The sequence below is a fragment of the Christiangramia marina genome (assembly GCF_048285865.1).
Lineage (GTDB): Bacteria > Bacteroidota > Bacteroidia > Flavobacteriales > Flavobacteriaceae > Christiangramia > Christiangramia marina.
Map to the genome: position 1 here is coordinate 58,257 of NZ_JBLVTK010000001.1, position 13,054 is coordinate 71,310.

Sequence of the window (13,054 nt, forward strand, 5' to 3'; positions counted from 1 at the left end):
CGGTTATTGTGTGTGGAGGTTTTTTTGTCTGCTGGTCTATAGTTCTCGGTATATGGTTTTGGTTTCGGAGTTATTGGTTTTAAAGTTCTTCAATGCTGGAGTATTCGGAATGCAGTAGAAACCCGCACTTCGACATGCTCAGTGCTTCAAATGACTTGTGATAAATACCGGTGCTAAATTCAATGCTATCCTGAGCCTGTCGAAGGATGACTTTTCGAAGGATGACTTTTCGAAGGATGAGCAATTTCAGGTAAACCAATACAGTGCATACAAATCCGCACTTCGACAGGATCAGTGCTTCAAATGACTTGTGATAAATATCGGTGCTAAATTCAATGCTATCCTGAGCCTGTCGAAGGATTACTTGTCGAAGGATTACTTGTCGAAGGATGAGCTATTTTCAGTAAACCTACGCAGTGCATACAAATCCGCACTTCGACATGCTCAGTGCTTCAAATGACTTGTGATAAATACCGGTGCTAAATTCAATGCTATCCTGAGCCTGTCGAAGGATTACTTGTCGAAGGATGACTTTTCGAAGGATGAGCAATGGCAAACTAGCCAACAAAATAACTATCCATTTTTAACTATCAATAGCCAATTGTCATTTGCCTATCGTACTTTTGAGGCTCTAACGGACAACATAGAACCGATAACAATAATATGAATTACCTTTCAGTAGAAAATGTTGCGAAATCTTATGGCGAACGTGTTCTATTCGAACAAATTAGCTTCGGAATAAATAAAGATCAGAAAGTTGGTTTTGTTGCCAAGAATGGAACAGGAAAAACCAGTTTATTGAACATCCTCGCGGGAACCGATTCCCCAGATGATGGACAGGTGATCTATCGTAATGACATACGCGTTGCTTTCCTTTCCCAGGAACCTGACCTTAATCCTGAACTTACCATCGAGCAAAGTATCTTTTCGAGCGAAAATCCGACCTTAAAAGTTGTAGCTCAGTACGAGAAGGCCATGGAAAATCCTGAAGATTCTGATGCTCTTCAGAAAGCGATGGATGCCATGGAAGCCAATAACGCCTGGGATTTTGAAACTGAATTCAAACAAATACTTTTCAAGTTAAATCTTGAAGATCTGCAGGCAGTTGTTAAAAACCTTTCCGGAGGACAGAAGAAACGCCTCGCCCTGGCCAGAATGCTTCTCAAAAAACCTGACTTTATCATCCTTGATGAACCTACCAACCACCTGGATCTGGACATGATCGAATGGCTGGAAGAATATTTCAGAAAGCAGGATTTCACCATTTTTATGGTGACTCACGACCGTTACTTCCTGGAGCGCGTTTGCAATGAAATCGTGGAGCTGGAAGATGGCAAATTATATACCTATAAAGGAAACTATTCCTATTACCTGGACAAAAAAGAAGAACGACATCAACAGGAAGCTACCAATACAGACAAGGCTCAGCAGTTATATAAAAAGGAACTGGAATGGATGCGTCGCCAGCCTAAAGCGCGTACTACCAAGTCCAAATCTCGAATAGAGGATTTCCATGAGATAAAACATCGTGCGGGACAACGCCGGCAGGATCATAAGGTTCAGCTGGAACTCAATATGGAACGTCTGGGCACCAAGATTGTGGAGATCCACAATATTTCCAAGGAACTAGGCGGAAAGAAATTAATGGAAGGCTTCAGTTATAACTTCCTTAAAGGTGAACGAATTGGGATCATAGGTAAAAATGGTACCGGGAAATCTACATTTCTAAACATGCTTACGGGAAGTCTTGAACCGGATACCGGGAAGATCGTTATTGGTGAAACCGTAAAATTTGGATACTACACTCAGAAAGGTATCAAGATCAAGCCCGGACAAAAAGTTATTGAGGTCATTAAAGAATTCGGAGATTATATTCCGCTAAAAAAGGGCCGACAGATCTCTGCGGAACAATTGCTGGAGCGTTTTCTTTTCAGCAGAAAAAAGCAATACGACTTTGTGGAAAAACTGAGTGGTGGTGAAAAGAAACGTCTTTACTTATGTACCGTTCTTATACAGAATCCGAATTTTCTTATTCTCGATGAGCCAACCAATGACCTGGACGTTCTTACACTGAATGTTCTTGAAAGTTTCCTGATGGATTTCCCCGGATGTATCATCGTGGTGTCTCACGACCGTTACTTTATGGATAAAATTACCGATCACCTCTTTGTTTTCGAAGGTGGCGGCGCGATCAAAGATTTCCCCGGAAACTACACCGACTTCAGAGAATACCAGGCTTCTAAACCTAAAGCTGAAAACATTCAAATAGAAAAGACTTCTGAAGCAAAAGACAAAAAAGAATATAAATCCAGTAGCTCAGGGGCTTCTCTAACCTATAACGAGAAAAAGGAATACAGCAAACTGGAAAAAGAAATCGCAAAACTGGAGAAGCAGAAAGAGAAAATTCAGCAAAGCTTCCTGGAAGAACTTAGCGCTGATGAGGTCGCTGAAAGATCTAAAGATCTTAAAAAAGTTGAAGACGAAATTGAAACTAAAACCATGCGCTGGTTTGAATTGATGGAGAAGTTGGAGGGGTAATCGTACTTTTTCAATCGATTGATTGACGCAGGCTAGAACATTAATGTAAGCTCCGGTAGATAATTTATTTATTGTTTAGTGTTTGGTGTTTATATTTAATCGTATTTCCTTTAAAGATTTTAATTAGTTTCATGGCAAAATTTGAACATGGCTAAGATCAATAATTATGAAGAGCTGGAAGTATGGCAACTGGCAAGGAATATTTGTAAATCTGTCGAAAAACTTCTTAGAGAAACACCCTTAGGGAAAAACTACGCGCTTGCTAATCAAATGGAACGAAGTTCTGGTTCGATTATGGATAACATAGCTGAAGGTTTCGGGCGAGGTGGAAATGCTGAGTTTCACAATTTCCTAAGCTACTCAAAAGGTTCAACTTCAGAATTGAAATCTCAAATTTATAGATCAATAGACAAGCGATTAATAGATGAATCGAACTTCAACAAGCTGATAAATCAGTGCAACATTTTGGAAAACAAACTTGGTGCCTTTATGTTCTATTTAAGAAAGTCTGACCTGAAGGGAATCAAGTTCAAAAAACCAGGTCATAATTAAATATTCTCAAATTCAAACCATAAACCATAGACGACGAACGAACATCACTTCTTTCCACTCTCCACTAAGATCTAACTACCTTGTATTTCCAACTCAAATCCTATATAAACTTCCTTCTAAAAAGTCATAACCAGCATGGCTTGCACTCACCTTTTGTTTATGAGCTGGCGACCAGATGTTTTTATGATACCTCGGAACATTCGGAATATGGATTGATCAAAGATTACCGCAATGATCTTCTTCGGAATAGAGAAATTATTGAAGTAGAAGATTTTGGTGCGGGAAGCAAGGTTTTTAGTTCCAATCAAAGACCGGTGCATGCCATTGCCAGAAATGCCGGAGTCACACTTTTTAGAGCAAAATTACTATCCAGGATCATTAACTATCTGAATATCGAGAATGCTCTGGAACTGGGAACTTCTCTTGGAATAGCTTCCGCAGCCATTACAGCAAACAATTCCACAAAACTTACCACTATAGAAGGTTGCAAAGAAACTGCGAAAATCGCCCGGCAACAATTTCAAAAATTTCATCTCAAAAATGTTGATTTAAGGATTGATAAAATTGAAAATGTTGTTTCTGATCTAACTGGTGACCACCGACCAACAAAGATCAAACAGAAAATTTCAGAAAAATTTGACCTTATTTATTTCGACGGCAATCACCAAAAGCAGGCAACCCTGGACTATTTTCACAGATTATTACCTCTTGCGCATAATGATTCTGTCTTTATATTTGATGACATCCACTGGTCTGCTGAAATGCAGGAAGCCTGGAAAGAAATTATTGAGCATCCGAAGGTTCGGGTTTCGATCGATACTTTTCAATGGGGTTTTATATTCTTCCGAAGTGAACAGGTGAAAGAGCATTTTACGATAAGGGTGTAACAAATTAGTTGAATCGCCGTCAAACAAGCGTAAATTAAAATCCATGAGTAAAGTAATCGAAATTCGCAGCATCACCAGAGATTTTTCTTTAGGGCAGGAAGTCGTAAAAGTTCTAAAAGGTATCGATCTGGATATTGAACGAGGTGAATATGTCGCGATAATGGGACCTTCAGGCTCCGGAAAATCTACTTTAATGAATCTTCTGGGCTGCCTAGATACTCCAACTTCCGGGTCTTATATTCTGAATGGAAAGGATGCCAGTAAAATGAGCGATGACGAACTTGCAGAAATCCGAAATAAAGAAATTGGTTTCGTTTTTCAAACTTTTAATTTACTTCCCAGAACTACAGCTTTGGATAACGTGGCTTTACCAATGGTTTATGCCGGGGCCACAAAATCTCAACGTAAAGAACGTGCTGAAGAAGTACTTCGCAGCGTGGGACTTGGTGACCGGATGGATCATAAACCCAATCAGCTTTCGGGAGGACAGCGACAACGTGTGGCGGTAGGTCGTGCACTGGTTAATAAACCTTCCATCATTCTTGCAGATGAGCCAACTGGAAACCTGGATTCAAAAACTTCCGTAGAGATCATGAACCTTTTTGACGACATTCATGCTGCCGGAAACACTGTAATCCTGGTCACGCACGAAGAAGATATCGCCGAGCATGCACATCGGGTAATCCGCTTAAAAGATGGTAGAATTGAAACCGATGAACGTAAAAGGATACATACTCCTACGGTGTAGATCAGATTTTTCAGGTTTTTTGTAAATTTAGATCTTTAAACAACTCTTATGATTGATCTTGATAGGGAAACCTGGCTATACCTCCTCATTATTGTGGCCATTCTCGCATTTTTTCTATGGAATTCCAACCGTAGTAAAAAAATCAAAAAAGAGCGAAAGAACAGGAATTTCAGAAAACGTTATCACGAACGCAAACGAGAGCAGGAATCTGATACTCTATAATCTTTTCTGAATGTTAAGCTCTCCGCTTTATTTTTCTTAGCTGCTCGAACTTCGTACTTTTAACCTGATAAAAAATTGCAATGAAAATATATACCAAGACCGGGGACAAGGGCTCCACTTCGCTATTTGGAGGAACCAGGGTTCCCAAGCACCATATACGTATTGAAAGCTACGGAACGGTAGACGAATTGAATTCACATATAGGTCTTCTAAGAGATCAGCCAGTCGATAATAACACTAAGCAATTACTTATAGAAATACAGGACAGGTTATTTACTATTGGAGCGGTGCTGGCTACAGATCCTGAGAAGGAGAAACTCAAAAATGGCAAGGATCGTTTGAATATTCCTAAAGTTTCTGAGGCTGATATTGAAAAACTAGAGCACGCGATCGACCAGATGAATACCGAGTTGCCTGAAATGACGCATTTTGTATTGCCTGGCGGACATCAAAGCGTGTCATTCTGTCACATAGCACGTTGCGTTTGCAGAAGGGCTGAACGTATTTCTACCGCTTTATATGACATTGAACCATTTCAGGATCAGGTTTTGGTCTATTTGAACCGACTTTCAGACTACCTGTTTGTGCTGGCACGGATGTTGTCTCATTCCTTGCAAGCTGAAGAAATTCAATGGATTCCAAAAAAATCCTAAATCAATTAGATTTTCATCATATTCATTGTGGATAATGCAAATAATGATCGAAATCTTTACGTTCTTATCATTATTGAGTAAATAATAGATTTTTTTCTTGGCTATTAGAGCAAAAAAATTATTTTTGCCAAAATTTAAAACCCGATTAATCAATGTATTGGACTTTAGAATTAGCATCTTATTTAAGTGATGCACCCTGGCCGGCCACCAAAGACGAGTTAATTGACTACGCAATTAGAACAGGAGCACCGCTTGAAGTTGTCGAAAATTTACAGGCAATAGAAGATGAAGGTGATTCATATGATTCTATTGAAGAGATCTGGCCGGATTATCCAACAGATGAAGATTACCTCTGGAATGAGGATGAATATTAAAATATAACACGTAGAAAATAGGGAAAAGTCTCAATCATGAGGCTTTTTTTTTGCGTAAATTTGAACCCCTTAAATAAAAAAACCACTATGAGTTTTTTAAATACCGTATTAAAAGCTTTCGTTGGAGATAAATCCAAGAAAGACGTAAAAGCGATTCAACCCATCGTAGATAAGATCAAGACTCTTGAGTCTAAGTTCGAAGCGATGAGCCTGGATGAATTGCGTGCAAAAACATCTGAATTTAAAGCTCAGATCTCTGATGCTACTAAAGAAGTTAGAGATAAGATAGAAGCACTAAATAAAGAAGCTGACGAGATTGACGATATCACCCGTAAAGAAGATATCTATGCTGAAGTTGATGCCCTTAAAGATAAATCTTACGAGCTCTCTGAGGCAGTTCTCAACGATATCCTTCCAGAAGCCTTTGCAGTTGTTAAAGAGACAGCGAAACGCTTCTGTAATAATCCCCAGTTAAAGGTTCAGGCCTCTGCTTACGATAGGGAACTTTCCGCAGAGAAAGATTACGTAAATCTTGAAGGTGATCACGCGATCTGGAACAACTCCTGGGATGCAGCCGGAAAGCCGGTAACCTGGGATATGATCCACTACGACGTTCAGCTTATTGGTGGTGTAGCCATGCACCAGGGAAAAATTGCAGAGATGCATACCGGGGAAGGTAAAACCCTTGTGGCGACTTTACCTGTTTACCTGAATGCACTTACCGGAAACGGAGTGCACCTGGTGACTGTAAACGACTACCTGGCAAAACGTGATAGCGCGTGGATGGCTCCTATCTTTCAGTTTCACGGTTTAAGCGTCGACTGTATCGATTACCACCGTCCAAATTCTGCCGCTCGTAGAAAAGCTTATAATGCTGATGTTACCTACGGAACCAACAATGAATTTGGTTTTGATTACCTGAGAGATAATATGTCTCATTCTCCTGATGATCTGGTACAACGCCCGCATAACTATGCGATCGTGGATGAGGTGGATTCAGTATTAATTGATGATGCGCGTACTCCATTGATCATTTCTGGTCCCGTACCTAAAGGTGATACGCATGAGTTTATGGAACTGAAACCTGCAATCGCCAATATCGTGGAAGTTCAGCGTAAATATCTAGTAAAAGTACTTGCTGAAGCTAAGAAACTGATTAAGGAAGGTGACGCCAAAGAAGGTGGTTTCCAACTATTGAGAGTATATCGTGGTCTTCCGAAGAATAAAGCATTGATTAAATTCCTGAGTGAAGAAGGTGTTAAGCAATTATTGCAGAAGACTGAGAATCACTACATGCAGGATAATAATCGTGAGATGCCAAAGGTTGATGCCGAGCTGTATTTTACGATCGAAGAGAAAAGCAACCAGATCGATCTTACCGATAAAGGGATTGAATTTCTTTCCGGAGAAAATGATCCTGACTTTTTCGTGATGCCTGAAATTGGAATGGAGATCGCAAAAATTGAAAAAGAAGGTCTTTCTGCCGAAGAAGAAGCTGAAAAGAAAGAAGAACTATTCAGAGAATATTCAGTAAAAAGTGAACGTATTCATACGCTTCGCCAGTTATTAAAATCATATACCCTGTTCGAAAAAGATACAGAGTATGTAGTGATGGATAACAAAGTGAAGATCGTGGATGAGCAAACCGGTCGTATCATGGATGGTCGTCGTTATAGTGACGGACTCCACCAGGCGATCGAGGCCAAGGAAAACGTAAAGATCGAAGATGCGACACAAACCTTTGCTACGGTAACCCTTCAGAATTACTTTAGAATGTACCGCAAGCTTTCGGGGATGACTGGTACCGCAGTAACTGAGGCTGGTGAATTCTGGGAGATCTACGAATTGGATGTGGTGGAAATTCCAACCAACCGACCTATTGCCAGAAACGATAAAGAAGATTTGGTTTACAAGACCAAACGTGAAAAATACAATGCGGTGATCGATCATGTGACCGATCTTTCAAATGCGGGCAGACCAGTACTTATTGGTACTACTTCCGTAGAAATTTCGGAACTACTCAGCCGTATGCTGAAGCTTCGGAATGTACCTCATAACGTATTGAACGCGAAACGTCACAAGCAGGAGGCCGATATTGTTGCTGAAGCTGGTAATGCGGGAATCGTAACCATCGCCACCAACATGGCCGGTCGTGGTACCGATATTAAACTAAGCAAAGAAGTGAAAGATGCCGGTGGTCTGGCGATTGTTGGTACCGAGCGTCATGATTCGAGACGTGTGGACAGGCAGTTACGTGGTCGTGCCGGTAGACAGGGTGACCCGGGTAGTTCACAATTCTATGTATCTCTTGAAGATAACCTGATGAGATTATTTGGTTCTGAAAGAATCGCCAAACTTATGGACCGTATGGGTCTGGAAGAAGGTGAAGTTATTCAGCATTCCATGATCTCCAAGTCTATTGAGCGTGCTCAGAAGAAAGTAGAGGAAAATAACTTCGGAGTTCGTAAGCGCTTGCTGGAATATGATGATGTAATGAACGCTCAGCGTGAGGTGATCTATAAGCGTCGTTACCATGCTCTCTTTGGAGACAGGTTACGTGTGGATCTTGCCAATATGATCTTTGATATTTCTGAAAATATTGCTGAAACAAATAAAGGAGCTGAAGATTATAAGAACTTTGAATTCGAACTTATCAGGAATTTCTCTATGAGTTCTCCTGTTTCTGAAGAAGAGTTCAAGAAAATGACCCCTCAGAAGCTAGCTGGAGAGGTTTATAAGGCTGCTTACATACATTATGACACCAAGATGGCTCATAATGCTGAACGTGCATTCCCTGTGATCAAACAGGTTCACGAAGATGAGCGAAATAACTTCGAGCGTATTTCTGTTCCTTTTACAGATGGCACGAAAACATTGAGCGTGGTTACCAATCTTCAGAAAGCTTATGAAACTGAAGGAAAGCAATTAATTAAAGATTTCGAAAAGAATATTACTCTCGCAATCATTGATGAAGCCTGGAAAACTCACTTAAGAAAAATGGATGAGTTGAAGCAAAGTGTTCAGTTGGCTGTACATGAGCAGAAGGATCCATTGCTTATTTATAAGTTCGAAGCTTTTGAACTTTTTAAAGCCATGCTGGAGACTGTAAACCGTGATGTGATGTCCTTCCTCTTTAAAGGAGAGATTCCAACGGCGAGCGTTCCTAATATTCAGGAAGCAAGGCAGGTTCAGCAACAAGAGAAAGTTGAAACCAAGAAGGAAGAGATCCCTAACATGGATGAACGCGCTGCTCAAAGCCGAGCGGTTGGTAATACTCAGCGTAAACCTGAGATCACTGAAACCATCACTAGAGACCGACCTAAAATTGGTAGAAACGATAAGGTTACTTTAAAGAACGTCTTAAGTGGTGAAACTAAAGCCATGAAGTTCAAACAAGCAATTCCACTCTTAGATAAAGGAGACTGGGTTCTTGTAGACGAATAGTACCTGTTCTTAAATATAAAAAAAGCCTGATGTTTTACTTCAGGCTTTTTTTATGCCACTGTATTATTGAGCTTCTCCATACCTAGGTTTCAAAAACAGTGTAAGTGAGACCGCACTTCGACAGGCTCGGTGCTGCATACTGCTGATACAAAACGTTTGCTTTATAGAGTGTTGCCATGCTGAGCCTTTCAAAGGATATGCAAAAAATAAAATGATTGCATTAGAACCAACTTAGCATACTTTTTTGATTTTTAGCACGGTTTACTAAAGACTGGAATAAATTGAGCCAGCACTTCGACAGGCTCAGTGCTGCATACTGCTGATCAGAAATGTTGATTTTCAGAGAAATGCCATCCTTCAGCCTTTCGAAGGATGAGCAAATAGTGAGCTAGTCTACTTTAAAACAAAACTTATAACATTTGCATTATTGTCAGCCTGAAGAGTTTAACCAGAATCTAATAATCAAAAGTAGAACACATAAAATTGCACTTCGACAGGCTCAGTGCTGCAAATTGATTTCTGAAATAATCTTCCTGTAGAACTATCTCGAGGGATGTCCAAAAAGTTCAGCGCTATTTTTTCACTAACGCTTTCTTGGAAAGGAGTTATTGACTATTCTAAACTAAGATTCCTGGGAAGCATCAAATTCGTCATCATCAATTTTTTTAGTAATTTTAACAAAACAAATCATCAGTATGAAACGCTTCGCGATTGAAATTAAATGGGGAATAATCTTTAGCGTAATATCCTTGTTATGGATGTACCTGGAAAAGGCCCTGGGCTGGCATGATGAACTCATTGCCAAACATGCGATCTACACCAATTTCTTTGGAATTGTAGCAATTATAATTTACGTACTGGCGTTGCTGGATAAAAGAAAGAATTTCTTTAAAGGTAAGATGAACTGGTCTCAGGGATTCATTTCTGGAATCGTGGTAAGCATCGTCGTGGCAATCCTAACTCCGCTGGCGCAGTATATTACACATGCCTTTATTACTCCGGAATATTTTCCGAATATCATAGATCATGCTGTTGAAAGAGGGAGTATGACTCGTGAAGCTGCGGAAGAATATTTTAATCTTACTTCCTATATACTTCAGTCGTTCTTCTTTGCGCTAGTCGTAGGAGTCGTGACCTCAGCCGTTGTTGCGCTGTTCGTTCGAAAAAAATAGTTTACTTAGCATATATTTCCGAAGAGAAAGTTCTAAATTTTCAATAATAGATTAGGATCAGGACAGTTCTGTAAATAACCTTCTAGCTCTTCTTTTCGAACCACACCTGGATAATCTGCTATCTTGCCCTGCATATCTTTGATGACCTGAAAATGCAAATGTGGTGCATAATCTCCATTTTCGGCATAATCTCCGAGTTCAGCAATTTTATCACCTTTTTCGAATTGCATTCCTATTTCCAGATTACCCAGAGAAGCGCGGGATAAATGTCCGTACAAGGTATAGAATGATTGACCATCAAGTTGATGCTCTAAAATAATCGTAGGTCCATAATCGCCAAAATTTGAGTTATCCTGAAAGCTATGAACTTTTCCATCTAACGGAGCTATGATATCTGAATAAGCAGGAACCCATACATCCAGCCCTATATGAATATTCCTATTCGAACTCGAATGATTGAATAATTCGCTACGATTATACAAAGTTCGTAGTTCATTGTAACCACCATAGGCAGCTTTGGCCGATCGGTTTCTCAAATATTCATCTATAAAAACCGAAAAAGCGGCAGATGATGCCACTTCCAGTTTCAGCAGATCCCTGTTATTTTGTGAGAGATCAATATATTCATAATCTTCCTGTGCATACTCTCCTCCTATTACCGGGGTAAATTCTGAAGTAATACTTTTAATAAATTCCGAAAATTCCATCATTGCATTCAACTTAGTAAGCCAAATGTAAGGGCTTGATCTTAATTTATCAATACATCGCTATAATTTGCCTTGATCGTGATATTACCGCTTCCATCTTTCGACTTGAAGTAACCATTCAGCATCTCGTTATCATAGGATTTTGTGGATTTCAACTTCATGCCGGATGGGTGCTTAATATTGCTTTGCATTCCATTAAAACTGAAATTAAAAGCAGTTTCAGGAACACTGAGTTCCAGATCGCTATTTTCCAGACTAATATTAAGATCCTGAAATCCTGAACCAAGATTTTTAATGTCCAGCTTTCCAAAGCTACCACTAAGCACGCCTGTTTTTTGGAGTTCATTGATGACCACATCGCTACTATTCGATTCCAGTTTGATACTCACCGCCTTGTCTATATTACAATTCTTCACAAATTCTGTAGTTAGCACTCCATAGTCCCAGTGAGCGACTTTCACCGGTGAGTATGCTGCCTTTACCCTTGTATCTTTTCCGGTGAGTCTGTTGGCTGAAAGCCGACTGTGAGACAGATCGGCCTTCAGGTTTTTGACTGTACTTCCAAGTTTTAGCTCACCATGCCGAACGTTCAGTTCCAGTTTTGCATCCTTCGGAACTTTGATCCTGATCGTTTTCTGATTTTTTGATGAATTGCTACTATTTCCAGTAAACATATGTCCGCCATTGGCTTCCATATTAGCTTCGAACTGTTTTCCGAAATTTTCTCCCCAGGCTTCCATTTTCTTACCGAATTTTTCACCCCACGCTTCCATATCTTTTTCGAAATCCTTGCCCCAGGCCTCCATCTTCACTTCATATTCTTTTTCCCATTCTTCAGAATTCTTCTCGACTTCAGCAGCCCACTTCTCCATTTTCGCCTCGTATTCCTTACCGAACTTCTTGTCCATTTTAGACTCCCATTTCTCAAGGTACTTGTCACCGTCTTTTTTATAAGCGCTATAATCGAATTTCATTTCCTCCATATCATCGGCAAAACCTTCCGGTAACGGATTTTGTGCAATATTAGCAAGCAAAGGTCCTACAAGTTCATTCATCATAGGTTGCAGCATTTCAGGCAGCATAGACAATGGCTCTTCAAGTCCTGACAGGTCCAGGTCAAGATTCATGTTCATATTGGTGTTACCTCCTCCACTGGATTTGATCTTTACACGATCACCATTTTTAGAGGTCTTTACCTCCCAGTTATCCAGCAGTTCCCCTGTCGCTTTTTTATTACCGGAATTTCCGTCGAGATAGGCTTCTACGGCAACCTCGTTCTTATCCCAGTTCTCTACAATGATATTGGTATACCTGGAATCCAGTTCCACGGTCACATTGGCTGAAGTTTTATAGGAATTCTTCAGTTTACTTGTTTGAGCAAACGATCCTGCCGTGATAAAGAGCAGCATCAAAAACATAAATTTATGCTTGATAGTTTTCATTTTTAAGGTCTTTTGATTGTTCGATTTCATCTAATTTGTTCTTCAATTTCTTCAGAAGATCCAGTCGAAGCTGTAAGTTCGCGATCATAGCTTCCACTGTTTCCTCGTTCAAACCAGTCTCTTGAATTTCCGCATTAAGTGCGATATATTCATCATTCAGAGCTTCCAGTTTTCTCATAAATGCATCTATAAGTTCTTTGTTTCCTGGCGTCATGTCCAGTTTAGCCAGTTGTATATTCAAGCTGGCCATATAATAATCTTCGATCTTTTTAAATTCAGGAGAGACATCGCTCAACCTATAGTCAGTACCGGTAA

Annotated in this window: 11 protein-coding genes and 1 pseudogene; 9 read left to right on the forward strand and 3 right to left on the reverse strand. The window is 40.0% G+C overall.

The window, feature by feature from the left end; genetic code table 11:
* Positions 1-663 precede the first annotated feature (663 nt).
* From ACNKXS_RS00275 to ACNKXS_RS00315, 9 genes are all read left to right on the forward strand, one after another.
* Positions 664-2,538: an ABC-F family ATP-binding cassette domain-containing protein gene (locus tag ACNKXS_RS00275; protein WP_417919132.1), complete on the forward strand. Its 1,875-nt coding sequence runs from the start codon at positions 664-666 to the stop codon at positions 2,536-2,538.
* 147 nt (positions 2,539-2,685) lie between these two features.
* Positions 2,686-3,090 carry a four helix bundle protein gene (locus tag ACNKXS_RS00280; protein ID WP_417919133.1) on the forward strand — a complete coding sequence of 135 codons (405 nt, stop codon included), beginning with the start codon at positions 2,686-2,688 and terminating at the stop codon, positions 3,088-3,090.
* 140 nt (positions 3,091-3,230) lie between these two features.
* Positions 3,231-3,977, forward strand: a complete 747-nt coding sequence (locus tag ACNKXS_RS00285) for an O-methyltransferase (protein ID WP_417919134.1) — start codon at positions 3,231-3,233, stop codon at positions 3,975-3,977.
* 43 nt (positions 3,978-4,020) lie between these two features.
* A complete protein-coding gene (locus tag ACNKXS_RS00290) occupies positions 4,021-4,725 on the forward strand; it encodes an ABC transporter ATP-binding protein (protein WP_417919135.1) in 705 nt (234 codons plus the stop codon).
* A gap of 48 nt (positions 4,726-4,773) precedes the next feature.
* Positions 4,774-4,947 (forward strand): hypothetical protein, encoded by a 174-nt coding sequence (locus tag ACNKXS_RS00295; protein WP_405199473.1) that lies wholly within the window; start codon positions 4,774-4,776, stop codon positions 4,945-4,947.
* An 80-nt stretch (positions 4,948-5,027) separates the two neighbouring features.
* Positions 5,028-5,600 carry a cob(I)yrinic acid a,c-diamide adenosyltransferase gene (locus ACNKXS_RS00300; protein ID WP_417919136.1) on the forward strand — a complete coding sequence of 191 codons (573 nt, stop codon included), beginning with the start codon at positions 5,028-5,030 and terminating at the stop codon, positions 5,598-5,600.
* A 152-nt stretch (positions 5,601-5,752) separates the two neighbouring features.
* Complete coding sequence (locus tag ACNKXS_RS00305) at positions 5,753-5,974, forward strand: DUF2795 domain-containing protein (RefSeq protein ID WP_008272287.1); 222 nt, start codon at positions 5,753-5,755, stop codon at positions 5,972-5,974.
* Between the two features lie 87 nt (positions 5,975-6,061).
* On the forward strand, positions 6,062-9,418 hold the full coding sequence (gene secA, locus ACNKXS_RS00310) for a preprotein translocase subunit SecA (RefSeq protein ID WP_417919137.1): 3,357 nt from the start codon (positions 6,062-6,064) through the stop codon (positions 9,416-9,418).
* Positions 9,419-10,113: 695 nt separating this feature from the next.
* Positions 10,114-10,590 carry a DUF4199 domain-containing protein gene (locus tag ACNKXS_RS00315; RefSeq protein WP_417919138.1) on the forward strand — a complete coding sequence of 159 codons (477 nt, stop codon included), beginning with the start codon at positions 10,114-10,116 and terminating at the stop codon, positions 10,588-10,590.
* Positions 10,591-10,622: 32 nt separating this feature from the next.
* On the opposite strand, the gene ACNKXS_RS00320 is transcribed toward ACNKXS_RS00315, so the two are convergent.
* The 3 genes and pseudogenes from ACNKXS_RS00320 to ACNKXS_RS00330 form a co-directional block, all read right to left on the reverse strand.
* Positions 10,623-11,300, reverse strand: coding sequence for a peptidoglycan DD-metalloendopeptidase family protein (locus ACNKXS_RS00320; protein WP_417919139.1), 678 nt, complete (start codon positions 11,298-11,300; stop codon positions 10,623-10,625).
* Between the two features lie 38 nt (positions 11,301-11,338).
* On the reverse strand, positions 11,339-12,739 hold the full coding sequence (locus tag ACNKXS_RS00325) for a DUF4097 family beta strand repeat-containing protein (protein WP_417919140.1): 1,401 nt from the start codon (positions 12,737-12,739) through the stop codon (positions 11,339-11,341).
* A pseudogene (locus ACNKXS_RS00330) lies at positions 12,720-13,054 on the reverse strand (hypothetical protein); the annotation flags it as partial. The gene ACNKXS_RS00325 and the pseudogene ACNKXS_RS00330, both read right to left, overlap by 20 nt.

Coding starts and splice junctions, on each gene's coding strand:
- ACNKXS_RS00280 (WP_417919133.1), top strand. CDS start 2,686: ATGGCTAAGATCAATAATTATGAAGAGCTGGAAGTATGGCAACTGGCA.
- ACNKXS_RS00300 (WP_417919136.1), top strand. CDS start 5,028: ATGAAAATATATACCAAGACCGGGGACAAGGGCTCCACTTCGCTATTT.
- ACNKXS_RS00290 (WP_417919135.1), top strand. CDS start 4,021: ATGAGTAAAGTAATCGAAATTCGCAGCATCACCAGAGATTTTTCTTTA.
- ACNKXS_RS00275 (WP_417919132.1), top strand. CDS start 664: ATGAATTACCTTTCAGTAGAAAATGTTGCGAAATCTTATGGCGAACGT.
- secA (WP_417919137.1), top strand. CDS start 6,062: ATGAGTTTTTTAAATACCGTATTAAAAGCTTTCGTTGGAGATAAATCC.
- ACNKXS_RS00315 (WP_417919138.1), top strand. CDS start 10,114: ATGAAACGCTTCGCGATTGAAATTAAATGGGGAATAATCTTTAGCGTA.
- ACNKXS_RS00295 (WP_405199473.1), top strand. CDS start 4,774: ATGATTGATCTTGATAGGGAAACCTGGCTATACCTCCTCATTATTGTG.
- ACNKXS_RS00305 (WP_008272287.1), top strand. CDS start 5,753: ATGTATTGGACTTTAGAATTAGCATCTTATTTAAGTGATGCACCCTGG.
- ACNKXS_RS00325 (WP_417919140.1), bottom strand. CDS start 12,739: ATGAAAACTATCAAGCATAAATTTATGTTTTTGATGCTGCTCTTTATC.
- ACNKXS_RS00320 (WP_417919139.1), bottom strand. CDS start 11,300: ATGATGGAATTTTCGGAATTTATTAAAAGTATTACTTCAGAATTTACC.